Raw genomic sequence first — 22,841 nt, 5'->3', positions numbered from 1 at the left:
TGGGCGATAGCCGGAATTTTTATAGACTCGTTGATGATGAGTTAAAAATCACTCATCATCAACGAGTCTATCGTTTTTGGGTTCGATATGACGCGCATTATTGCCTTCAATGGTGTTGATTTTCTTTATTTGTTCAGGAGAAGCCTGATAAATCTTTTTTAAAACAAACCAGTCTACTGTCTCAGTGTAAGGCGCGGTTGTCAGGGAGCCAGTGTAATGATAGTGATGACCCAGATCGCCTGTCGGGCTTAACGATAAGAGGTCGTTTAATTTGATTGAATTGTCCTTTACGAAAGTTTTGCTGTAAGGAAGCGAGGGGGTCAGGTTGATAAATTCGTTGATGAATTGATTTTCTTCGCCCATTTTGAATAAAACGGCGATGACCAGATAATCAGGCGTGACTGAGTTTTCCGTTGCACTGACGATATGCAATTCCATGGGAAAAGTCATGCCATCAATCAAATGCTCCGAAGGTGTATGAAAGTGCATTTGTTTGAAGGTATAGGTTTTGTCTTTGATTGTGATGGTGCTGCCGGCGTTGAAATCAAGCTGAATCGTATGCCCCAGGTTTTCAACAGCCGTTACTTTGTCTTGAAAATGGACCACAAAATGGTCATGGTTCATTTCCTTTTTTGTGCGGTTGGTAAAAATATTGATGGGTGATTGATGAAGTCCGGGGTCAATGCTGGGCAAGCTGTATTTTTCGGGCGCGCGACTCTGAGGATCTGATTGGTTGCCGGATTCAGCGATTGCTTTGTTGGTCTTATAGGCGCAGGCCTGCAAACAGAGCAACAACAGAAGTATTAAAAGTTTATTCATTTTGGGCGTTTTTTGCATTGCCCTCTCTACTTGCCATGCATTAAGTGATGCTGATGGTTCGGAACCGCATGACGGGCGTGATCGCTCAGTTGTGCATCAAACCATTGATGAAGCGCATGGATGAGTGCGGGTTGATCACTGGTATAGGTAATTTGGGCGCCATCGGTTAATTCATTGTAGTTAATTTGAATCTGTTCGGGCTGAGCCTTGCGCAACTCGGCCAGTCCCGGCATGGTATCGCCGTGAATTTTAGACGGATTGGAATAATCACCATGCTTGAACTCGTCTGCAATCTTGGCCAGATGCGCCCGAATCAGTTCGATTTGTCCGGTATTGGTTTTATCTTTGACAATCACTTGCTGCACTCCACCCTGCTCAGTTTTTGTAAAAACATGCAAAGTTTGCTCCAGATCAAACGGCATGACGTGCGCACCGCGTTGCGCCACTTCATCAAGCCGTGTGTGATCGGGATTTTCGGTGCGAATCTGATAGGCGTTGTGACACGCGGCGCATTTGCCCATAGCCGCACTTAATTGGTGCAAGATTTGTTTTTGATTGGCCCCATTTTTGGCATCAGCGGCGATTTGATCGAAGTTCTGATGCAATGACATGCCCAGTTGCATAAATTCTTTGGGCAGCAGGTGATGCAGGTGGTCTTCCGCTTTGTGCTCCATTTTTAACCCTAAAGCCTCTGCAGACTCTGCAACCCGAGTCATATCCTCGTCAGCTAAGGCAGAGAGAATTTTTTGAGTGCCATCCAATAAAGTACGCATTTCACTCAAAACATGATGACGCTGGGCCTCAGTCAGTTTTAATGCCTGACGATTATCACTTTCAGCTGCAAAGGATAGGGTAGTTGCCGATAGCCATAAGACTAAAGCTAAACTTGATTTATTCATGACTGGGCTCTTAATAAGTTATGCGTAATTAATTCAGCTCATTTTCAGGGCTGGTCAGGGATTTTAAAAAGGCCACCAAATCGGCCTTTTCCTGCGCGGTCAAATGTAAAGGGAAAATCTTGGGATCGATATAGGCATTGCTGATGCCGCCCTTATCATAATGCTCTATCACTTCCTCCAGTGTTTTGAGGCTGCCGTCGTGCATATAAGGTGCAGTCTCTGCAATGTTGCGGAGAGTAGGGGTTTTGAATCGGCCGAGATCTGCAGGAATCCTGGTGACAGCAAACCGACCCAGTTCAGAGCGCTGGGCATCAGTCAGCCCGGTAATGTCTACTTCTGTTTGTTGATTGATTGCCGAAGTCAATTCAGTTAAAACCGGTTTCAACCGCTCGAAACCGATGCCGACATTGTAAAAACGATTGTCCGTAAACAAGGCGTTGTTCCAAGATATTTCATGGCACGTCATGCAGTTTCCTTTGCGTCGGAAAATACGCGATCCGCGTGCTGCACTGTCTGATAGCGCCGATTGATCCTTGCCAAAATAGTAACGATCAAAAGCTGAATCACCCGTAATTAATGTCCGTTCGAAGCTGGCAATGGCTTTGGCGATATGCTCGATAGTAATGCTATCAGGCAGAACATTAAAAACCTGTTGGAACTGTTCTCTATAGGCGGCATCTTGTTTGACCACATCAACAACCTGTTGAAGATGAGTGAAGCCATGCTCGACCGGGTTGACCAATGGACCTTTCGCTTGAGCTTCCAGGCTGCTTTCTCTGCCGTCCAGAAATTGTGTTTCGTAATAAGCCGAATTGATTACGGTAGGTGCATTACGTGTTCCCAATTGCTGCTTTATGCCTTTGGAAACAGGCAGTCCATCCGTGAAGGCCGTGTCAGCACGATGGCAGCTGGCGCAACTGATCGAGCCATCAGCGCTTAAACGTTTATCATTAAACAGCAGTTGACCCAGCTTAACTTTTTCAGTCGTTTGAGGATTATCGGTAGGGATCGATAAAGGGGGTAAGCCCAGGTTTTTGTCTGCAAAAGACGCAGTGGTAACCAGTAATCCCAGCAGAATTTTTATCAGTAATCGCATCTAAGCCTCCCAAAAAAAACACCAGCGGAGGCTGTGAAGACCTGATTCCGCTGGCTATAAAGGTGTGTATCGCTACACACTAAGGGGGGTTGAACTTTTAATCTTGTTCAGGCATGTGCTGCACGATAACGATATAGGGTTCGCCTAATGGATATTTATCATCAGGTTTTTGAAAATAAATGACCTTGCCGTAAGTTTCATGAACTGCAGGTAGAATTTTAGCAGCTTCTTCTTGTGTCAAGTCAGGAAATGTCGCGTGCGCTTTGGCGACTTCTACTTTATGGTAATGCCAGTATTTTTTCTCTGCTTCAGGCAAGGTGTTGAATTGCTCGGTGGTAATGATGTATTCGAAACCAATCGGTTTGTCCTGGTCTTTCATGCCGGTAGGGAACATCATGCAGACGAAAGTGCCGTCATCGTAAGCTTTGCAGTGATGATGAACGATAACTTGCAGTTTGGGATCGTGGACGCTATGAGTATCCGGCACCAGATGTCTGATTGCCTGAATATGTAAATCATTAAAGCCCAAGTGATCAGGATGTTCAATTTGGCGAGGATTTAGAGCTTCGTTATAAAGCTTGGGCTGATCAGGTGCTGTCAGTTTTGCCTGGCCGTGGTGTTCATGGTTTTCTGCTTGTGATAGGGTCGTTGTTGTTGCGCATCCGGACATCAACAACAGTATGCTGCCGATGAGTAATAGTTTTTGTTTCATTTTGATTCCCTTAAAGCATGTTATTTTTATATAAGTCTAATTTAAGACCTGTGCAATATCTGTATTGCTAAAACTATGCCAAGGAATAATATTAAGAATAAGTAGTTGTTTATTAAGGTGATGTTGGTGAGATTATACTTTCTGTGTAATTGGATATGTTTCACTCAACGTTTCTATAACAGTTTGTTTGAAACTAATAAGTGTTTCGAATATGTTGCATTGAAACATAAGGCCGGCTTGTAAGTTAAGATTTCCAGAATTCGACCTGGATTTAGGGCACGGCTTTAACGAAGAGTAACGCAGGTTAATTAGGCTGGCAAAATCGCCCACATCTGGCGGCAGTTCAGAATTTTTTGTATTTCGCGAGCATCAGACATACAATCAGCGCACTTCAGTAATCCGGGACTTCGAAAACGCTATGAAAAAAATTCCCATAGGTGTCAGTAGTTGTTTGTTTGATCAGTTGGCAAATAGTGGAGCAATTCCAAAAAAAGATGCGGTTATCAATGAGGCGGCCTGTCATTTTTTTGAATTTTTCCCGTTTGCGGTCAGTGAAGAAGCAGAGTTAACCGTTTTTCCAACAACCCATTCTGAAGCTTTAATACGGCCTGGTTCGGATTTAGGAGAAGGCACTCAGCTCTGCGGGTACATCATCAAAAAGAAAAACCTGGCTTCAGCGTCTGAGGTGGCGAAGAATTTTGGCAATCCCTCTAATGGCAAAGATAGCATAGGGCTTGAGGCGCTAAAAATTATGCGTAATTTTCCGCTGCTGCCGGTAGAAGAAGATGTTCGACTGGAAAATGCTTGTTTTCGCGATAATTTTTTTAAACGCATTCACGTTGTTTACCGTTGGCAAATGCTGAAAAAAGAAGGCTTGACGGCGCATGGTCTGATCGAATTTCATGCTCGGCATAAGTTAATTATTATGAGTCATGCCGATTACCGGGATTTGGGACAGTTGCTGGCGGGTTTAACTAAAGAAAATCTGGCGGAAGTTGCCAATCAATATATTTTGCAATTGATGAACACCTTGCTGACGGTCCCTTCGCGAGCCAATCATGTGAACGTTTTGCAACATATCCAAGGTTATTTGAAAAAAGAATTAGGCAGGGATGATAAAGCCGAGTTATGCGAGTTAATTGAGTCTTATCGTAACTGTGAGGTGCCTTTGATAGCGCCTATCACGTTGTTGAAGCATCATTTTCGTAAGTGTCCCGATCCTTATATTCAATCGTCTTACTATTTCTCCCCTTATCCAAGTGCATTAGGCGAAGTCAATCCTTAAGTGAGTCCTGATTGGAGCTCCGCAGTGAGATAAGTTGCTGCGGAGCTCGTTGAGTTATTTAAGGTCAGGACAGTCTATATAATTTGGATGAGCAGTACTGATCATGACAACCCGGTGTTTTTGATTGGCGGTACGGTCAGGACCTTCGGCTTCGCCTAGCGCTTTGGTGTTGAGTTGCGAGGCTCTGGCGCCTTGAGCGATCAACATATTGGCGACTGTTGAAGCACGCTTTTCGGACAATATTTGATTGCTTTGAACGCTTCCTACGGTATCCGTGTAAGCAGTTACCTGGGCTGTAGCATCTGGGTGAGTCTCAAGATATTTGCCCAACGAGGCAATTTCATGGTGGTTAGTCTGGTAAGGCACAGCGCTTCCGGTCTTGAAATAGGCGGCTGCGTGCTGCGCAACTTCTCCCTGATGATGGTTGTGACTATGGACGGATGTTAACCATTTGCACAATTCCTTTTCTGACTCCTTACGATGATGAGCCGCTTCTTCAGCAGCGGTCATGGCTTTTTGACGAAGATCAATGTTCCAGTAGTGATCATTTTTCCAGTGATCAAGAATTTTATTGGCATCTTCCAGACTTTCCTCTGCAAGTTCTTCGTGGTAAATCGATTGGCCGTAGTGGCCGGCCATTGCTGCATCAATTTCTGATGTAAGGCCTGGAATATCTTTGGTTGGAGGGGTACAAGCCGTCAGCGAAGCGACGAGTACGGCAAATGGCAAATAAATAAAGTGTTTATTCATAATTTTATCCTCTTGATACGCATCATTGGCCTTGGGACAATGATTCAAACGTTTATCCAATGGGTTTGATGCTTAATCGCCGTCATCCAATGGACCATAGGTGGTCCAAAAGCCAGGAAAATTTAGGCCGAAATAGCGCGTGTCTTCACTGAAACGATCCCAGACATAAGGTGGCGAGATATAATCATCAGTCGGAATCGGCGAGGTAACCAGTTCCGCTGCACCTACGACAGTCCGGCCAACAGCATGAGCAACGCCGCGAACCGTTCCCCAGGTCAGGCCAACAAATATGTTTTGATCGTGACTGATATTGATAATGTTTTTGGGTAATTCAATAAAGCCAGTGGTAGTGTTGAAAAAACCTTGACTGATTTTATCGCTTAGACATGAGAAATAGCCGTGTTTATGTTCGTCTGCAAAAGCTGACGGACCGGTCAGTAAAGCCCCGGTCATCATGCAGGCGGTTAGGATTTGCTTTTTATTCATTGTTATTCTCCTCATAAAATTCAAGATTAACGCTTCCTGTGAAATCTTAAACAGTTGTTTTTATGGCATAGACGGTACTGTCTTTAATCCGCGTCTGTCATGGTTATTCCCTTTTTGAAAGTAACTTAACACCGTTTGGAAGTCAACGATGCATCCGGGAAAGTATAGATGGCAATAATGAATAGGCTATTTTTTACTACACATATTTTTTGTTAGCGTCAGCCGAATGCTATGGCATTCGAAACCCTCACATCAATATCAGTCAACTCAATTTTTGCTTAAGTTCTCAGTGGTGCCGTTCTGCTCGATGTTCTGAAGTTCAGATAATCAGCAAGAACCAATGCATGATCAAAGGCCAGTTCATTGGGCAGTGAATCCGGGCTGAATAGCCCGAAATTCCTTGCATCATCAGCGGCAAGCGGTGTTCCGGTCGCTTGAGCGACATAAACGGCAGTAACGGTATGATTTCTAGGGTCACGCACTGGATTTGAATACAGACCTAATAAGGCCGTCAGTACTATGTCCAGTCCCGTTTCTTCTTTTGCCTCTCGTATTGCCGCGTGTTCCAGCGTCTCGCCGATATCGACAAATCCTCCAGGTATGGCCCACCCCAGGGGCGGGAAGGCGCGTTCTATCAAAACAATAGGCTTATCAGGTCGGTCCACCAGTTCAATGATAGCGTCGGCTGCCAGCAAGGGTGTAATCGGTTTGGCCATGATCATTGGTCCTTAAGTCCGGGATTTTTATTCTTTGGCGAGTAGCGAGATCTTTTCTTCCAGCGCCTTAACTTTCTTTAGTAATTCAGGAAGTTTTGCCAGTGCGGCCAATTCCCGCCAGGCGACTTTTTTGTCTTTTGCGGGGCTCCCCCACACTTGCGTAGCCGGTTCAACATTGCCGGAGATGCCGGAGCGAGCCATGACGACAGCATGATGACCGATACGCACATGATCTGCAACGCCTGTGCTGCCTGCGAGAATGGCGTTGTTTTCAATGATGCATGAGCCTGATATGCCGGATTGACCGCAGATAATAACGTTTTCGCCTATGGCATTATTGTGCCCGATTTGAACCAGGTTATCGATTTTTGTCCCTGCTCCGATGACAGTTGAGCCGAAAGTGCCCCTGTCAATACAGCTATTTGCACCGATTTCCACTTTGTTTTCAATAATGATATTGCCGATGTGCGGCACTTTAATATGTTTGTCATTTTGTTGTTTATAGCCGAAACCATCTGCGCCAATGATGCTTCCTGCATGAATAATGACGTCATCACCGATCTGACTGTTATCGTAAATAACCACATTCGCATAGATCCGGCAGTTTTTTCCGATATGGACATGACGACCGATTCTGGCGCCGCTATGAATTTCTGTGCCTTCTCCAATAGATGAATCAGCTTCAATTGAAACAAAAGCACCGGCATAAATATTGGGACCCAGTTGGACGGAGTCTGCAATAGCTGCATGTTTGGATATATCCCTTGCATAGTCTGTTTGGGGATGAAGGGCATTGACCGCCGTGATGAAGCTGATATCCGGATTTTTAGATACAAGCTTTGCCATGCCTTCAGGAAATTCCTGTTGCGCGGATTGCGCGCTCATAAAGCAAGCCGAAGCCTTGCTGTCGATCAGATATTTAGCATACTTGGGATCATTTAAAACGGTTACTTGATGAGTACCGGCTGATTTGATATCGGCGGCAGAAGTAATTGGGTTTCCGGCATTGCCGCCGATTATTTCGGCGTCACACAGTTTCGCAAGGGCTTCTATTGTGATAGTCATAAGTGATTATTCTCTAGGGGCTGGAGGGATGAGCAGCATGTAGGGTTAGAATTCCAATGGATCTGTCTTCATGGTCTAAAATCATACGACGGAGTTCCTGGTTCATTCGATAAATTCGAGAATACAGAGATCATAATTCGGAATGAAGACTTAGGTTTTTGAGCAAAAGTATAACAAAAGATCACTTATTAAAAATAAGCTGTATTGAGGGTCAGTAATTCTCAGTTTGATCTTTTCGGCCTCATTTTGGGCTGGGGAAAGTCTTTTGAGGAACGCCGTAAATCCTTCCATGGGGCTTGGCAACAGCATCCCTGCTGCCGACATCCTCAAAAAACTTCCCCCCAGCCCTTTTTTCCCTTCAAATTGAGATTGGCTGATTGAGGATTGCCCAATAAAAAACAAATCGGTCAGCTTTGGCGCGTATTGTCGCGCAAAGTCTTAAAATCAAGGTTGTTAAATTCGAGGGGTAGGCTATCATAACCGACAATTTAGTTTAAAGTGTTAGTCTAACTTTAAGATCTTAAAACAAATGAGCCATATACGGCTGCGCTTTTATTGTTTTGTTTGAATTCCTGGGTTATTGTTCTAACCTATAAAAAAATGATCCTAAATTAATAGGGTGGCGAGAAGATTTAATGATGGTTTTTTGTCTTTAAGAAAATAATCAGTTTTATCTTCCATTAAGGCTGAGCGCGCAACCCGTTAGAATATTTTATTTTTTGCTGCAAATTAAAGAGTTTATGAGACTGTCACAATCCCCTCCTGTTCAGACGATTCAATTCGTCCTGTTATCACTATTATTGTTTACATCAGCTGCCACGGCAGGTAATCGCTTGTCTTTGCAGTCGGCCTCTGCGATTGTGATTGATCAGCTCACAGGCAATATTCTTTACGAAAAAAATTCTCAGAAAATAGTCCCGATTGCATCGGTTACAAAATTGATGACGGCAATGGTGCTTTTGGATTCAAGCCCCCGTCTGGACAAAATACTGACTATTGCTTCTGAAGATGTCGACAATTTCAAACATAGCCGTTCACGCTTGACGGTCGGTACCTCGATGACGGTCTATGAAATGTTAAGGTTGGCGCTGATGTCTTCAGAAAATAGGGCGGCATCAGCACTTTCCAGAAACTATCCAGGTGGTAAGCGGGCCTTTATCAATGCAATGAATCGTAAGGCTTTAATTTTAGGTCTTAATCATACTCGTTTTCGGGATCCTACCGGGTTGTATGCCGAAAATTCTTCCAGTGCGCGCGATTTGGCCAAGATGGTCGCTGCAGCAGCCAGATACCCGCTGATCAGAGAGTTTACGACGACACAACAACATTATCAGCCAGTCGGTAAGCGCAGTTTGGTGTTCAACAATACTAATCCTTTGGTCAAAAATCCTAAATGGAAGATCGGTGTCTCCAAAACAGGATATATCAATGAAGCCGGAAAATGCCTGGTCATGCAATCATGGTTCGAGGAAAGACCAACCATTATTGTTTTGCTGAATGCCTCGGGTAAATTAACTCCGGTGGGTGATTCTCAGCGCATCAAAGAATGGCTGGCGCATAATTCAAAATCGATTTTAGCTTTGCAGTCAGAATCAGGCGTTAATTAATTCGGAACATTTCATTTCGATCATTGGTCCGGATAAATCACTAAGGTTGTCGGCAAATAATTTGTCGGCTTCCCATTTGTTCCAACACTCTGCGTTTATCGTTAGCAACAATCTATCTTAGTTTGATTGAGCGTTAACAAAGCCCAACATGTACGATATATAGCTTACACTTATTGGGCTTCATTTCATCAGCATCACTTATGATGCCCGAAGATACAAGTCTAACCGGTTTCCATTAAAGACTTCATCTCATCATGCAGAATGACTTCTTTTTCAAGCAAAACCTCGGCAATCCGGTCTAACACCGGGCGTTTTTTGATCAGTATTTCGGTCGCACGCGCAATACCTTCATCAATCAATGCTTTGATTTCGGTATCGATTAAGCGTGCGGTGTCATCACTGAAGTTGCGCTGTTCCGACACTTCAGATTCAAGAAACTGCAATTGTTGCCGTTTTCCATAAGTAACAGCGCCCAGTTTTTCGCTCATACCCAATGAGCACACCATGGCTCTGGCAATTTCACTGGCTTTTTCAAGATCATTCTGAGCGCCTGTTGATATGTTGCCTAATGCAATCGACTCCGCCATCCTTCCGCCCAGTAAAATAGCGATTTGATCTTTCAATTCGCTTTCGGTTGATAAAAACTTTTCTTCAACCGGTAACTGCAAGGTGTAGCCTAAAGCTGAAACACCGCGAGGAATAATCGATATTTTATGTACCGGCTGACCGGTTGGCACTGATTCGGCAACCAAGGCATGGCCTGCTTCGTGGAAAGCAACGCGGCGTTTTTCATCAGGCCCCAGTAAGCGGCTTTTCTTCTCGGGTCCGGTAAGAATGCGCTCAATGGCCGCTTCGAAATCCTCCATTCTGACTTGAGAATGATCAACGCGAACAGCAATGATGGCGGCCTCATTCGCGATGTTGGCCAAGTCTGCTCCGACAAGGCCTGGGGTTCTCCGGCCAACTACTGTTAAATCAACATCATTGGCCAGTTGTATGGCTTGAGTGTGCAGTTTCAGAATTTTGATCCGGTCTTCCAGATCCGGTTTGTCGACCACAATTTGCCGGTCAAAACGGCCCGCTCTGAGCAGGGCTTTATCAAGAATTTCAGGGCGATTGGTCGCGGCCATGACTACGACACCGGAGGAGGGATCAAAGCCATCCATTTCGGTCAGTAATTGATTGAGTGTTTGTTCGCGTTCATCATGTCCGCCAATCATCACAGGTCCGCTTCGGGAACGGCCGATAGCGTCCAGTTCGTCAATAAAAACAATACAGGGGGCTTTTTGGCGGGCTTGTTCGAATAAATCGCGCACGCGCGCAGCACCCACACCGACAAATAATTCAATGAATTCCGAGCCGCTGATATTGAAAAACGGAACCCCCGCTTCACCGGATACCGCTCTTGCCAACAGGGTTTTGCCGGTGCCGGGGGGGCCTACCAGTAAAAGGCCTTTAGGCATGCGTCCGCCAAGCCTCTGAATTCTTTCCGGCGCTTTAAGAAAATCGATGGATTCTTTAAGCTCCTGTTTGGCGCTTTCGGAGCCGGCGACATCGTCAAAGGTAAGTTTTTGCGTAGATTCCGGTTGAATACGAACTTTATTGCCCATATTCAGAAATCCGCGTCCGGCACCAGGAGAACCTCCTGCCATCCGTTTAAAAAACCAGAGCCAGATCGCCGCTAGAATCAACATAGGAATGACCCAGTTAAACAGCAGGTTGGTTAACCAGTTTTCGCCGCTTCTGACGATAAATTCGACATTGTGCTCGGCCAGCTTTTGGGCCAGCGAGTCATTATTTAAAGGGAAAGTAACAAAATGCTCTGGCGGTTTCGAGCTGTCTTCCGATTTGATCAATCCAGTGATAGCTTTTTCAGTGATGACAGCGCGTTCAATTTTATTTTCGCTGACGAGCTGCAGAAATTTGTTATAAGGGAGTTCGTCTTTTTGAATGTCTTCTACACGGTTAAAAATAGATAAAACCACCAAAACGCCGAGTACAATGAGGAAAGTTCTAAAAGGTTGAGATGCGTTCGTATCTTCTGTAGAGGGTGCCTTTTGTTTTTGAGGCGAAGGTTTTCCTGAGAGAGCTTCGTAAGCCCATTTCAAAAACTTTTTTACAAAAGTGAATGCCCCGTTTATAAAAGCAAAGAGGGTCTGTACTAGCTTCGAATCTTTGGGTTCGTCCATTTTTATATCCTCGAATGAATGGCTATCAGTGGTGACGGCTCACAAAATACCAGGTGATCGTCAATAAACATCATAAGCTAATCAAATTAATGGCGGTTTACAATAGAACGGTGTTGACTACCTACATCAAAAGTTTACCTGATTATCATGCTGTTTCAGCTAACTCCATAAGCCCGTCATGCCCTTCCGGAAACGGGTATCCAGTGCCATGGAGGGTAAGCTTCGAGCTGTCCCTGGGGTCTGAATTTCGGCAATCCCAGCCCAAAGTGATGCTGAAAATTTCAAACTGGGAATTGCTACGGTCGACTACGGACACAGGGTTAGAGTTGAAACAGCTTTATAATCAGGAAAGTTTATGGGTATCTGCTCGCTCCCTCCTGTTTTATTGGGTGTAGTTGCTTGATTTCAATCAATCAACTACACCCTCTATTCCAAGCGACCGAGTAGTTACTATTACAGAATTAACATGGCACCGGTTTACTATTTTTCAAGTATTTTTCAGCATCTAAACACTATGGAGCACGGTCAATGATACCCATCCGCGATGAAAACCCTACGTTACATCAGCCTGTTGTTACGATAGTCATTATTGCCGCCAACATCTTTATCTGGTTTTTTGTTCAAGGTGCAGGCAGTGAGTTGGGGCTTGCCCAGTCTTTATGCCACTACGGACTTATTCCTGGAGAATTGCTGGGTTCAGTCACCAGTGACACCAAGATACAAATCACCGGAAACTATGCGTGTCTGTTGGGAGATGGGGGCAGCATAACTACGCTGGTATCTCATGCGTTTCTGCATGGGAGCTGGTTTCATTTAATCGCCAATATGTGGTTTCTATGGATATTTGGCGATAACGTGGAGGATGTGATGGATAAATGGCATTTTGTGTTTTTTTATCTGATGTGTGCATTTGCTGCGGCAATGGCTCAAATTCTTACTGCTCCGGGTGCGGTTACACCTATGGTGGGGGCATCTGGAGCTATCGGCGGCGTCATGGGCGCTTATGCTAGGCTTTATCCAAAAGCCGAAATACAGACTGTTATACCTATCGGATTTTATATTACCTCAGCATCAGTGCCGGCCGCATTTATGCTGGGTTATTGGTTTTTGCTTCAGGTGCTCAGCGGTTTACCGGCTTTAGGAGGCTCTACCGGTGGTGTTGCTTTTTGGGCGCATGTGGGTGGTTTTGTAACCGGTCTGGTTTTAATTGGCCCATTGCACAGGCCGGATTATCTTGCCGCGCAGAGCGCACTGTCACGAAATCAGCGTTCAAATTTCAGGTTTTAACCAGAAATAAAAAAAATTGAAAATCCAGCCGTTTGCTTGTCTGTCATCAGATACGCGTTTAACGAGGAATAATTTTAAATAGAAACTGATTTTTTACCATCCACCATATCATTATCAGTGTAAACAGGTGAATACCGGTGTTGATTAAAATATTTTCATAGCCTGGTAAGGGGGTGCTGCTGATCAGAACAATAAAGTAGATATGCAGGATAAAAACGTACAAAGAAGCTTGTCCGATAGGAATTAAAAACCAGCCCAAAAGCTTATTGAATTTGGGCCAATGATAAGTCAATGCGTTAAACAAAATAATAAACAATGCCGCATTGTTAATCACTCGGCCAACACCAAGCCATGTCTTGTCAAACCAACGAACGTACATTTCGGTATAGGCTTCCGGGTCAATTAAAGAAAACGTAGGACCTGGCCAAAAAAGGGCATTGGTATTGTTCATCGCCAGAAAGAAAAGTCCCAATGCAACAAGCCAAGCCAGGTTATTTAGCCATTGTTGCTTCGGAGCTGTGATATAGCTGAACATGGTTTTACGGTGATAGCCTATCGCGATGCCGGTAAAGAACAATGCTTGCCAGGACAACAAAGGGAACGCATATTCAAATTGCGCATGGGTGACATTGAAATGGTAAAAATCGTCCAAAGTAAAGATGGTCCAAATCCACACCAAAACCCAAAGCGTTTTACCCTGGCGAATCAAAAATAAAATGATGGGCGAAAAAGCGATTAACAGAATATAGAGCCCTATGATTTGGAACTGATGAGGCCCCATACGTAAGAGTAGAGCGCGCTCCAGAAAAGTTGACCAAGGTAAATCCGGATCAGGAAATACAGGGTAGACCAAGCCAGTGTTGAAATCTATCCAATGTGTTACATCGAATGTTTCAATGCCGGGAATCATTCTGAATAGAACAATACTGAAAATAATGACCAAATAGGCAATATAGAGCTGAACCGATCGCCGCCATAAGCGTCTTGCCGTCGTAAACCAGGCTTCTGTGGTCATCCTTTTTTTGCTCACCAATCCCAAGACGGTGCCTGATAAAAAGACAAATCCTTCCGCGCTGGAGACAAAACCAATACGCTCCCAGGCAAACATACTTAGTAAAGATAAATAAGATAAGTGAATTAACACGACCAACAGCATGATTAAGCCGCGCAAAAAATCAAGCCGCAAGTCGCGACCGGATTGAATAAAAGCTGAGGAATCAGCAGGGCAGTCAATGTTCATGGGAATTGCCTGGTAGCGTTTGAGCAGGGTTATTGAAAGATAGAGGTGCTTAAAAGCACTCTTATTATTTTTAAGGTTTGGCAAGCCTGTTTTTAATCGTTAGGTAATAAACGCTAGTCAGGATTCATGCTTGCTTTTTTCGTTAAAGTTCATGAAATCCTGGCTGGCGTATTTTATTGTTGCAAGTCTCGGCCGTGACGAAGGCGTCACGACCGTTTTATTTTCCGGGTTGGAGCATGGCTTCATCTTTGTCAGGCTATGCGTTACCCAGTGTCGATAGTGAAAATAGTTAACCGTTGTTTACGATTTTTTTCTCGAAGGCAAGTAATTAGGCGCAATACTCATGAGCAAGATTAGCAGTGATGCGATGTAAGGTACCGATTGGACCGACAGCACTGCAATCCAGAGTTTTCCGCTCAAATTGTCGAAATGCTCCAATGAGTGCATCGACAGAATGGCGGTAATCAGTAAGGACAGCAGCAGTAATTCTTGCCAGATCGTGGCCAAACCGGCAATAAATGGGCCTTGCTTTTCAAGTTTGGGCGTGCGCATAAACGGCTTCCCGGAAGTAAACAAGCCCTGTATCGTGCCTTTTGCCACGGTGTGGGTCAGCGATAATCCGGAAAGTGCCGCGCCGAATGATTGCAAGATTGAACAGTTAACCCGGGCTTTATACAACCAAAGCGTTCGGATGATTTTAAATCCGAACAAGCCAATCGTCGGTAGCAGCAGCGCATTGACCGGTAATTCGCTGTGTAACGGGTCGGATACCAGCAAGGCGGTCATCACCAGACTGGCGATAGTCAACAAAAGCGCCAATGCATCCGAAAACCACGGCAACCAACCGGCAATAAAGTAGTATCGTTGGGCGGTTGTTAAGGATGATTTTTTACTGGGCAGAAATTCCCGCCAATGATGTTTGATGATCATCATGGCGCCATATACCCAGCGGAAACGTTGTGTCATATAGCCGGAAAAGGTATCCGGCATGACACCGCGGCCAAACGATTCTTTGCAGTAGACGGAGTCATAACCGGCCTCATAAAGACGCAAGCCCAGTTCGCTGTCTTCGCAGATACACCATTCACTCCAGCGCCCGGTCTCAACCAGAGCCGATTTTCGAATCAATGTCATCGTGCCGTGTTGAATGATAGCGTTGTACTCATTACGCTGTACCATGCCGATATTGAAAAAGCCGGCATATTCCCAGTAACAAACCTGCTTAAACAGGTTTTCGTGTAGGTCGCGGTAATCCTGCGGCGATTGAACAAAGCCGACAGTGTCGTTTTCAAAATAAGGCACCATCGATTTCAGCCAATCGGGTGAAATGATGTAATCGCTATCGATAACCGCAATGATTTCTGCGTCATCAGCGGTCTGATCCAACCCATAGTTGATAGCGCCGGCTTTATACCCGGGCCAGTTTTCAAGGTGAAAAAACCGGAACTTTGCCCCCAGCCGTTCACAATCGTCTCGCACAGGCTGCCAAACTGCCGGATCTCGGGTGTTATTGTCCAGAACCAGTACTTCGTATTCGGGATAATCAATCTTTGCGAGCGCTTCCAGCGTCTCTCTGACCATTTCTGGCGGTTCGTTGTGGATAGGTAAATGTATCGATACTTTCGGAAAGACGAAATTACTTTCCGGTTTTAGCGGCTGAAATGTTCTTGAACCTTTTCTATGCCAGATAACCTCGGCTATTTCAAGGCTTTCAGTCAGCAGGATCAAAATAGCTAACGCCTGCATCAGTAGAAGGATCAACCAGAATACGATAGAGAAGGTCGTTTGATATTGCTGGGCTGCAATCGATGCCGACCAAATCAGAACAGAAGCGGCGATATTGGCGATGATGCCGAAAAATAACAGCCCCGGTAATTTAAGCTGGCGGCGGCTGAATAAAAACAGTCCCATCAGGATGAAGCTGAATATGGCCGCACCAGTAGCCCAGTCCTGCCATTGAGGCATTGCCAGTACATCACCGACCATCGGGAACTTGGGCTTTCTATCGGCATTGTAGATGCCCCAATAAGCGCCGGAAGAGCCTTCTCGTGCAATTTTCCAGGGCTGGTCGAATGCTTCGATCACGTAATAATTGACTTTTTCTTTTGAGGCCCTATTCAGGAACTGTCTCAGAAATTTGGCCTGATTGGTCAAGGAGGGTGTGGCGTGTTTGAACGCTTGACCATCTGAAGGCCAACCCACTTCCGTGATTACTATCGGTTTGTTCGGGAAAGCCTCTTTCATCGCGTTGTAGCGGAAGAAAATATAATCCACTGCTGCCTCAACAGAAATGCCTTCCCAGTAAGGCAGAATATGCACCGCGATATAGTCGACTTCGTTTGCCAGTTCCGGATGGGCTATCCAACGGTCCCAGGTTTCTGAGGTACTGACCGGGCGCCAGGTGCGTTTCTTGACTTCGCGAATATAGTCTATTAACTGTTCGACAGGGATATCGTTTCTTAGAAGAACCTCATTGCCCACCAGCAAACGGACAATGGTCGGGGAATTTTCATTGCTGAGGTTAATCAGGCTCTCAATTTCCCGGCGGTTTTTTTCGAGATTAGTATCGATCCAGGCGCCCATAGTGACATTCAGCTTATTTTTTAAAGCGAATTCAGGCACATGTTCCATGCCGTCGAGGGAGCTGTATGTTCTTATCGCATAGACTTTGTTGGCGAGTAAGCTGACATCTTCCTCAATTTGTTCCAAGGAAGGGTAACGATTGTTCATGGGATCAGAGTCCCGGCGCATCGGGCTGAATGTCACCCCCATCATCGTTTTATTCCACGACGGTATTTTTAACGGGTTATTGACATAGCTCCAGATACTCAGATTGATAATAAGCAGTATCGAGATAATAAATAAGGTCAGTGTTTTGGCTTTCATTCAGTAGCTTTGGGCTCTTGGGTAGTTGAGATGACAGATCAGTGGGTCAATATGAATGATTTTTAGAGTAGGACCTGGATGATTTGATTATTCCTTATGGGTAAAAACAGGTGGCATTAAGCGGCTTAATTATAGCTATTGCACTTCAACTGTTGCATTTTTATTACAAGATAGATTGAGACAAGATTTATCATTCACTTGCTTTGGATTATGCTTGGCAGTGACTTGGGCTCTTTGATCACTCTTTTCAGGATTCGGTGTTCTTGATTTCATTCAGCAAATCGGAACGTTGCTTTTCCAAAATCAATAATTCAATATCCCGTCGAAGAAATTCTTCGCTGTGCAGAGTTGCTTCATAGCGCTTTCTTTGTTCGTCTATTTGCAGATCCAGTTCTATGTCTTTTAACCGGCTTTGATGCCTCAGCTTTTCAGCATGTAATTTTTCTTCGAGCTTGAGTTCTTCGCCTAATTTCAACTCTTGTAGCGAAATAGCGGCTTCAGCTTCCAATTGTTTAAGCCGTTTTTCCTGATTGATCTTTTCAAGTTCCAAATGTTCTTTTGTTTCGTTCCACTGAGCCTGTTCTTGCTTGAACTCCTGTATTTGCAGTTCTCTTTCTTTTTCCTTTAATAACTTCTGATGCATCAGTTTTTCGTCAAGCAGTTTTTTTTCAAGTTCCAGCTGATGTTTTTGCTCCACTTCTTTGAGGTGAGCTCGATGCCGAATTTCCTGGAGATGCAAACGCTCTTCCATTTGAAATTGATCAAGTTGCTGTTGCTGCTTCTCTTCCAGTTGGCGTTTGGTGTTATCGGCAATCAACGCCTGTTCTATTCGCTTTAAGTCATCTTCTTTATTGCGCTGTTCTATCATTTTAAGGCGTTTTTCCAGCAGGGATTGCTCGGCAATTTGCTCGTGTTCGAAACGTTCTTTATTCAAGCGCTCTTGAAACTCAAAGTTTTTTTTAAGTACTTTCAGGTAGAGGCTTTCTCTTGCAAAGTGATCGACGCCCTGGTTATCGCCTTCTATTTCGCTGAAATGAGGCCTGATAAAACATTGGGTGGTGCATTGAAGATGCTGTGTAATCAGCGTCTCATTGATGCGGCTTTGAATCGCTTTCTCAGTCAATTCCAAGCCGTCTTCAACCCAGTCGTTTTCAGTCAACCGACGTAGTTCCTGGTCGACAATCAGCCGGATCAGACTTTCGCAATTGCTTTGAGCATATTGGTTGATGGTTTCTACGTGCTCACTGTTTTTTATCACATATTTCAATGTCGCCTGCAGTCTCATAGACAACGTCGTTTCGAAACGGCAATAGCCATCATATAAGGTGGTTTCAACAAGAACTTGCCAGTCCTTAATCGGGATAGGATAGAGTCGGTGGTAAAAACGAGGCTTAAAAGCCTCGGGCCGCTCAAAAATGGTTTGCCAGGGGCCTAAATGAGCTATAACAATCTGACGGCCTGCATCAAATCCGGGGTCCCACTCTTCGCTCTGATTTTCGGCTTGGGGATTGATTTCAGCAAGCCAGATGTCCAAAGGCGAATTAATCATTTTGATGATCTCCGGCACCAGTTGTTTCTGTGGCTGATTTCGAGCGCATTTTTATTTGTTGAAGCTTGTCGCTCATTTTCTCGGCAATCAGCGGATAAAGTGTCGGGGCAAATTCAACGGTTCTGTTGTCAATTTTACGCATGAAGCCACGGCTAAGTAGTAAACCTACCGCAAACATACGAGGCCAGTCCACGTATTTTCTGGCACGTTCAATTTCAGTTTTTTCAATAACCATTTCCAGCGCATCATTTTCATTAATACGAAATTCGGTAAATTGCCGAAGGCATTCAAAAACGAGTTCTTCTTCCTGCTCGGTCAATGGGCCGGGCGCCGTAAATTCCAATCGGTAAGAAAGCAATACGGTAAAGAAATCGACCATGGCTGCACAAGTAAGCGCAAACAGGGAAAAACCGGACCACATCGCAAATGACGGCTTAATACCTTGAATATACTCCGAATACGGCATAAGTCTGGGCGCTGCGGGCAAACTGTCATGAAATTTTGCTACCTGTTGATTGAACTGTATCTGAATGGCTTGCAAACCGAGCAGCAGGTTTTGATAGCCTTCATGGGCTTCTTGCGGATCTTTGTCGAGTAACTCCAGGTTTATGGATGTTTGATTGATCAATGTGTCCAGTTTTAAAAGCTCCGATTCAAACGTCTTAAACTGCTCCTTTTTCTCCTCTAGCTGTTGTTTGTAGTGCTTATAAAAAGGGCCCTCGCCAACCTGGCGCTTATAACTTTCAACAATTTCAGGATGGGTTCCGAAATAAGCTTGCGCAACTTCTTTGCCGAGTTTATCCAGCTCAGATCTTTGTTCGACAAGAACTTCACCTTTGATCGCCATGATTTTCTGGAGATATTGCCCAACATCTGTTCTGACCTGGTTAAGCCTGTTAATCCTGATGCTGTCGCGTTCGGAGATTTGATAAAACTTAAAATAAGAAAAGGAAACCGAGGCCGTTACTGCAATCAAAAGAGACAGCAAAACGCTTAGGTAACGCGTCCGGTTGGCGGTCCAGTGAATGCCGGCAATTTCGACTGAGCAGATCACCATGATGGACTGAATTGCAATGGTAATGATCAGCGCAATCCAGGGAGTAATAAAAAAAGACATGCCGTAGTAGGTCGTAAATCCTGAAGCCACACTGAGCATGAGTACGATAGGTATGGACCAGATACGCAACAAACTGACAAAAAGCGTCTGAATAATATTAATGAGACGGCCCAACCCGCCATTTTTCATTTTTATGAGTATTCGATTATCCATCGTTCAATTTATTATTGTTATTGTGAACGTAAACAGCGTTTTAATTGGAGAAAAATGCCGCGCCGTAATTGTGCGGGACATAGTATCACATTGAAATTGAATAATAATTATTGAATTTACCCAGAAGATCAATGAAAAATTGTCAGTAGCTTTTGGTCAGCGAGGGTTGGTGAATCAGAGCATTATTATATCAATCGAAAGGTAATTCAGTGAGGCGGGGGAGCTGCAGCAATTCTCAGTTTAATCTTTTCGGCATCATTTTGGGCTGGTAAAAGCCTTTTGAGGAACGCCGTAAACCCTTCCATGGGGGCTTGACAGCAGCATCCCTTGCTGCCGACATCCTCAAAAAGCTTCCCCCATCCCTTTTTTCTCTTCAAATTGAGAGTTGCTGGGGGAGCTGTCAAAAATGACAAGGGCACTGACACTTATGGCATCTAAATGCCAAAAGTGTCAGTGGTGTTAATCCGGTTTGCTTAGCTATGTTGATATTTACGAAATGAACCGATGCCAAACAGGGCAAGGCTCATCAACGCAAAAGCAGGAGGCAAAGGAACTGGCGTGGTTGCAGTCAATACTTTAAATTCGGCGTCCCAGCTTTGCGGCCCTTTAAAATTCAGCTGGAATTGGTTGAGTCCTTGGAAAACAGAGGCATTATCAAAGTCGCTGAAGTTGACATAGAGATCGCCCGCCCCGTTAATCGCTATTTGATTGGATGAAGATGAGCCGTTGGCAATCATTTGTACAAAGACGCCTGACTGAATATCGATTGCCAAGACTTGAAGCATGATGGCGTTTCCATGCAGCGTAAAGTCAGTCAGGTTGAAGTTCCAGATTACCGATGCATTCCCGGCTGATTGTGAGGTGTTGGAAATGGATAAGGAGTTATCGGTTTCGATAGCCGTTTCATGAAAATTGCTGCCTGTGGCGTGTGCGATCAGGGTTCGGGTTGCTCCGGTCAAACCGGTTCCAGCAATAGCAAGCGGGCCCTCTGTTGTAGCGATATTGTCGCCCCCCAGGTCATAGACATATTGGTAATCCGAGAAATTGTCGATAACCAGAGAGTTTGCCTGGCTGAATGAAGAAAATGCCAAGCCAAAGGAAAATGACAGTAAGGTCGCGATTTTGCTAATTTTTAGTGAGTTCATAAGATTAAATCTCGGGTATAAATTTAGGCTGATGATGAATGGCAATTAAAATTGGATCTGTTTGCGATTAAGTGCCCCAAATACCAGTAAGCCTATCGCTAGTAAGGCATACAAAGAGGGTTCAGGTACTGCGGCAGTTGATGCTGAACCGGCTCTGTTCAAGGCAGAAAATTTGAAGTCGAGATCCAGTGCCTGGACGCCTTTAACAGTTAAGGCAAAATTTTGTACAGATGCCAGCTCCGAAGGGTTACTGAAGCTGCTGAAGTCAATATAAAAACTGCCAATAGCATTAAATAATTGTGGACCCGAAAATGAGTTATTGTTAATGATCAACTCTAATTCAGCATTTAGATCAATCGTAAGAATTTCAATCAGAAAGGCATCAGCATAGGCAGTAAAGTCAACGATTCCGAAGTTGTCGTAAAGAATTGATGCGGTACCGTTTGATTTTTCAGCGTTGGAAAAAGATAGGAATCCATCTTCAGCGCTGATGTGAGTATTGATAGAGCGCTTTGCTCCCTCGTTTTCAGAATTGGGTATTCCATTTGATGTGGCGCTGAAGGTTCTTTGGGCTCCGCTCAGGCTGGATGCCGATCCACTCAAAAGCATTGAGTTGCTGGTGGTTCCGGCCGTGGTTAAATCGTCTTTGACCTGTTGGCGATCAGTAAAATTATCGATGATGAGCGCGGCCTCGGCAGTGCTTGTTTGTATTACCGCCAAGGCGATGACCGGTACCAGTATTTTAAAGTAGTGCGCGTATTTCATTCGTCAACCTTCTTTTAGTGGGTAGGGAGTTAATCCCTATCCAGCATTTTTTATGCCGTTTATTTCAGGATCTTAAAAAGAAGGTTTTTCAAATGATCTGGCACCGATTTTTTATCGATGATTAATTATTTATTCGAAACGGCGCCACGATAAAGGCGATCAGAAAGCCTGACAGTGAAATGATACATAGCCATTTTGCGAAGCTGAATAGTTTTCTGAGGCTGGTATTGGCTTTTTTGACGATCTCAAAATCGGTAAGATAAATTGTTTCGCAGGCGCCATTGCCGGTATCGAAACGTGAAATACTGGTTCCGCGTTTAAAGCCGTTGCCTTTATTTTCATATTCAGATAAAAAACCTTTCAGTCTGATATGGTCGCCGGGTTCGGCAGCGAGTAAGGCTTTTTTGATTAAGGTCTGATCACTCAGCAGATGATTGTTTGATAAAGCTTCATTTTTAAACAGAGCACCTGTTGCCGGATCCAGCCATGATGCCCAGCAAGTCCAGCTGTCATTTTTAAATTTCATTTGCTTGTAAACGCCGGTTGCGACGTTATCACCCCAAATAACGCATAAATCACGAAGATTGATAAAATCTTTCCAGCGCTTATGGTGCCAAATATTGCCAAAACTGCCGGCATTACTGTAACTGACCACGATGCCGTTCAATTCATAGCTGTATCGCGGTTTAATCAAATAAGTCTGATGATTGACATCCAGCATAAACGGCAGGGTTTCTTCGCCCAGTTCGGATTGAACAGGTTCAGGCAATTCGTTTGCAGCGTAAAATTCAGGCTCAGGAAGCCGGTCTTTGTAAAAGGCGCTGATGGCCGCTGTCATGAGGCTTATCCAGAAAAGCCACTTGAATATACGTTCCAGAATCAAACTGACCGGCATGTTCAACCCCGTTTAAAAATTGCCTGAGTTCGATTTAAGATTAGACCGAGTATTGATATTCGCAAATTGGGCAAGCTTAAGATTTAAAGTCGTTGCCTACAAAATTGGTTTGTCAGCCAGTTTCTATGTTATGGCTTGTAAAATTGAACGAACCAAAGATTTTAAAACCTCATTGCAAGG

The 22,841-nt window shown here is 44.5% G+C and carries 19 protein-coding genes; 3 read left to right on the top strand and 16 right to left on the bottom strand.

All coding sequences use genetic code 11. The features are described from left to right. Positions 1–48: 48 nt before the first annotated feature. The 4 genes from Q7V32_RS11910 to Q7V32_RS11895 form a co-directional block, all read right to left on the bottom strand. Positions 49–819 carry a carbonic anhydrase family protein gene (locus tag Q7V32_RS11910; protein WP_304897196.1) on the bottom strand — a complete coding sequence of 257 codons (771 nt, stop codon included), beginning with the start codon at positions 817–819 and terminating at the stop codon, positions 49–51. 26 nt (positions 820–845) lie between these two features. Beyond that, positions 846–1,718, bottom strand: a complete 873-nt coding sequence (locus tag Q7V32_RS11905) for a hypothetical protein (protein WP_304897195.1) — start codon at positions 1,716–1,718, stop codon at positions 846–848. A 28-nt stretch (positions 1,719–1,746) separates the two neighbouring features. Next, positions 1,747–2,814 carry a cytochrome-c peroxidase gene (locus tag Q7V32_RS11900; RefSeq protein WP_304897194.1) on the bottom strand — a complete coding sequence of 356 codons (1,068 nt, stop codon included), beginning with the start codon at positions 2,812–2,814 and terminating at the stop codon, positions 1,747–1,749. Positions 2,815–2,911: 97 nt separating this feature from the next. Next, entirely contained in the window at positions 2,912–3,526 is a 615-nt protein-coding gene (locus tag Q7V32_RS11895) for a DUF1264 domain-containing protein (RefSeq protein ID WP_304897193.1), read from the bottom strand. A gap of 418 nt (positions 3,527–3,944) precedes the next feature. Here Q7V32_RS11895 and Q7V32_RS11890 point away from each other — a divergent pair, with 418 nt between their 5' ends. After that, positions 3,945–4,811: a DUF1722 domain-containing protein gene (locus Q7V32_RS11890; RefSeq protein WP_304897192.1), complete on the top strand. Its 867-nt coding sequence runs from the start codon at positions 3,945–3,947 to the stop codon at positions 4,809–4,811. Between the two features lie 54 nt (positions 4,812–4,865). Here Q7V32_RS11890 and Q7V32_RS11885 read toward each other — a convergent pair whose 3' ends face one another. From Q7V32_RS11885 to lpxD, 4 genes are all read right to left on the bottom strand, one after another. Then, positions 4,866–5,561: an OmpA family protein gene (locus Q7V32_RS11885; protein ID WP_304897191.1), complete on the bottom strand. Its 696-nt coding sequence runs from the start codon at positions 5,559–5,561 to the stop codon at positions 4,866–4,868. A gap of 72 nt (positions 5,562–5,633) precedes the next feature. Further along, positions 5,634–6,047: an exosortase system-associated protein, TIGR04073 family gene (locus Q7V32_RS11880; protein ID WP_304897190.1), complete on the bottom strand. Its 414-nt coding sequence runs from the start codon at positions 6,045–6,047 to the stop codon at positions 5,634–5,636. 278 nt (positions 6,048–6,325) lie between these two features. Then, positions 6,326–6,763: an NUDIX hydrolase gene (locus Q7V32_RS11875; RefSeq protein WP_304897189.1), complete on the bottom strand. Its 438-nt coding sequence runs from the start codon at positions 6,761–6,763 to the stop codon at positions 6,326–6,328. A gap of 27 nt (positions 6,764–6,790) precedes the next feature. After that, complete coding sequence (gene lpxD / locus Q7V32_RS11870) at positions 6,791–7,828, bottom strand: UDP-3-O-(3-hydroxymyristoyl)glucosamine N-acyltransferase (protein ID WP_304897188.1); 1,038 nt, start codon at positions 7,826–7,828, stop codon at positions 6,791–6,793. 740 nt (positions 7,829–8,568) lie between these two features. On the opposite strand from lpxD, the gene Q7V32_RS11865 reads away from it, so the two are divergent. Beyond that, the gene (locus Q7V32_RS11865) at positions 8,569–9,435 is read left to right on the top strand and encodes a serine hydrolase (protein ID WP_304897187.1); all 867 of its coding nucleotides are present in this window, start codon (positions 8,569–8,571) and stop codon (positions 9,433–9,435) included. Between the two features lie 221 nt (positions 9,436–9,656). On the opposite strand, the gene ftsH is transcribed toward Q7V32_RS11865, so the two are convergent. Beyond that, the gene (gene ftsH, locus Q7V32_RS11860) at positions 9,657–11,624 is read right to left on the bottom strand and encodes an ATP-dependent zinc metalloprotease FtsH (protein ID WP_304897186.1); all 1,968 of its coding nucleotides are present in this window, start codon (positions 11,622–11,624) and stop codon (positions 9,657–9,659) included. A gap of 528 nt (positions 11,625–12,152) precedes the next feature. Between ftsH and Q7V32_RS11855 the strand changes: the two genes are divergently transcribed. Beyond that, entirely contained in the window at positions 12,153–12,911 is a 759-nt protein-coding gene (locus tag Q7V32_RS11855) for a rhomboid family intramembrane serine protease (RefSeq protein WP_304897185.1), read from the top strand. Positions 12,912–12,969: 58 nt separating this feature from the next. On the opposite strand, the gene opgC is transcribed toward Q7V32_RS11855, so the two are convergent. The 7 genes from opgC to Q7V32_RS11820 all read right to left on the bottom strand — a co-directional run bounded on the left by opgC (position 12,970) and on the right by Q7V32_RS11820 (position 22,661). Beyond that, positions 12,970–14,151: an OpgC domain-containing protein gene (gene opgC, locus Q7V32_RS11850; RefSeq protein WP_304897184.1), complete on the bottom strand. Its 1,182-nt coding sequence runs from the start codon at positions 14,149–14,151 to the stop codon at positions 12,970–12,972. A 300-nt stretch (positions 14,152–14,451) separates the two neighbouring features. After that, positions 14,452–17,037 carry a glycosyltransferase gene (locus Q7V32_RS11845; RefSeq protein ID WP_304897183.1) on the bottom strand — a complete coding sequence of 862 codons (2,586 nt, stop codon included), beginning with the start codon at positions 17,035–17,037 and terminating at the stop codon, positions 14,452–14,454. A gap of 247 nt (positions 17,038–17,284) precedes the next feature. Next, positions 17,285–18,586: a hypothetical protein gene (locus Q7V32_RS11840; RefSeq protein ID WP_304897182.1), complete on the bottom strand. Its 1,302-nt coding sequence runs from the start codon at positions 18,584–18,586 to the stop codon at positions 17,285–17,287. Continuing rightward, on the bottom strand, positions 18,579–19,856 hold the full coding sequence (locus Q7V32_RS11835; RefSeq protein ID WP_304897181.1) for a hypothetical protein: 1,278 nt from the start codon (positions 19,854–19,856) through the stop codon (positions 18,579–18,581). Before Q7V32_RS11835 ends, Q7V32_RS11840 begins: the two co-directional genes overlap by 8 nt. Before the next feature lie 473 nt (positions 19,857–20,329). Then, the gene (locus Q7V32_RS11830) at positions 20,330–21,001 is read right to left on the bottom strand and encodes a hypothetical protein (protein WP_304897180.1); all 672 of its coding nucleotides are present in this window, start codon (positions 20,999–21,001) and stop codon (positions 20,330–20,332) included. 45 nt (positions 21,002–21,046) lie between these two features. Continuing rightward, positions 21,047–21,766: a PEP-CTERM sorting domain-containing protein gene (locus Q7V32_RS11825; RefSeq protein WP_304897179.1), complete on the bottom strand. Its 720-nt coding sequence runs from the start codon at positions 21,764–21,766 to the stop codon at positions 21,047–21,049. Positions 21,767–21,887: 121 nt separating this feature from the next. Then, positions 21,888–22,661: a hypothetical protein gene (locus tag Q7V32_RS11820; protein ID WP_304897178.1), complete on the bottom strand. Its 774-nt coding sequence runs from the start codon at positions 22,659–22,661 to the stop codon at positions 21,888–21,890. Positions 22,662–22,841: the final 180 nt, after the last annotated feature.

It is taken from the genome of Methylicorpusculum sp., assembly GCF_030651835.1.
Taxonomy (GTDB): Bacteria; Pseudomonadota; Gammaproteobacteria; order Methylococcales; family Methylomonadaceae; genus Methylicorpusculum.
This window is presented reverse-complemented; position numbering and strand designations above follow the sequence as displayed.

What these genes read in the sequence shown, in the direction of transcription:
- Q7V32_RS11855 (WP_304897185.1), top strand. Translation starts at nt 12,153, where the DNA reads ATGATACCCATCCGCGATGAAAACCCTACGTTACATCAGCCTGTTGTT.
- Q7V32_RS11885 (WP_304897191.1), bottom strand. Translation starts at nt 5,561, where the DNA reads ATGAATAAACACTTTATTTATTTGCCATTTGCCGTACTCGTCGCTTCG.
- ftsH (WP_304897186.1), bottom strand. Translation starts at nt 11,624, where the DNA reads ATGGACGAACCCAAAGATTCGAAGCTAGTACAGACCCTCTTTGCTTTT.
- opgC (WP_304897184.1), bottom strand. Translation starts at nt 14,151, where the DNA reads ATGAACATTGACTGCCCTGCTGATTCCTCAGCTTTTATTCAATCCGGT.
- Q7V32_RS11835 (WP_304897181.1), bottom strand. Translation starts at nt 19,856, where the DNA reads ATGGATAATCGAATACTCATAAAAATGAAAAATGGCGGGTTGGGCCGT.
- lpxD (WP_304897188.1), bottom strand. Translation starts at nt 7,828, where the DNA reads ATGACTATCACAATAGAAGCCCTTGCGAAACTGTGTGACGCCGAAATA.
- Q7V32_RS11865 (WP_304897187.1), top strand. Translation starts at nt 8,569, where the DNA reads ATGAGACTGTCACAATCCCCTCCTGTTCAGACGATTCAATTCGTCCTG.
- Q7V32_RS11875 (WP_304897189.1), bottom strand. Translation starts at nt 6,763, where the DNA reads ATGGCCAAACCGATTACACCCTTGCTGGCAGCCGACGCTATCATTGAA.
- Q7V32_RS11845 (WP_304897183.1), bottom strand. Translation starts at nt 17,037, where the DNA reads ATGAAAGCCAAAACACTGACCTTATTTATTATCTCGATACTGCTTATT.
- Q7V32_RS11905 (WP_304897195.1), bottom strand. Translation starts at nt 1,718, where the DNA reads ATGAATAAATCAAGTTTAGCTTTAGTCTTATGGCTATCGGCAACTACC.
- Q7V32_RS11910 (WP_304897196.1), bottom strand. Translation starts at nt 819, where the DNA reads ATGAATAAACTTTTAATACTTCTGTTGTTGCTCTGTTTGCAGGCCTGC.
- Q7V32_RS11880 (WP_304897190.1), bottom strand. Translation starts at nt 6,047, where the DNA reads ATGAATAAAAAGCAAATCCTAACCGCCTGCATGATGACCGGGGCTTTA.
- Q7V32_RS11895 (WP_304897193.1), bottom strand. Translation starts at nt 3,526, where the DNA reads ATGAAACAAAAACTATTACTCATCGGCAGCATACTGTTGTTGATGTCC.
- Q7V32_RS11825 (WP_304897179.1), bottom strand. Translation starts at nt 21,766, where the DNA reads ATGAAATACGCGCACTACTTTAAAATACTGGTACCGGTCATCGCCTTG.
- Q7V32_RS11830 (WP_304897180.1), bottom strand. Translation starts at nt 21,001, where the DNA reads ATGAACTCACTAAAAATTAGCAAAATCGCGACCTTACTGTCATTTTCC.
- Q7V32_RS11890 (WP_304897192.1), top strand. Translation starts at nt 3,945, where the DNA reads ATGAAAAAAATTCCCATAGGTGTCAGTAGTTGTTTGTTTGATCAGTTG.
- Q7V32_RS11840 (WP_304897182.1), bottom strand. Translation starts at nt 18,586, where the DNA reads ATGATTAATTCGCCTTTGGACATCTGGCTTGCTGAAATCAATCCCCAA.
- Q7V32_RS11820 (WP_304897178.1), bottom strand. Translation starts at nt 22,661, where the DNA reads ATGCCGGTCAGTTTGATTCTGGAACGTATATTCAAGTGGCTTTTCTGG.
- Q7V32_RS11900 (WP_304897194.1), bottom strand. Translation starts at nt 2,814, where the DNA reads ATGCGATTACTGATAAAAATTCTGCTGGGATTACTGGTTACCACTGCG.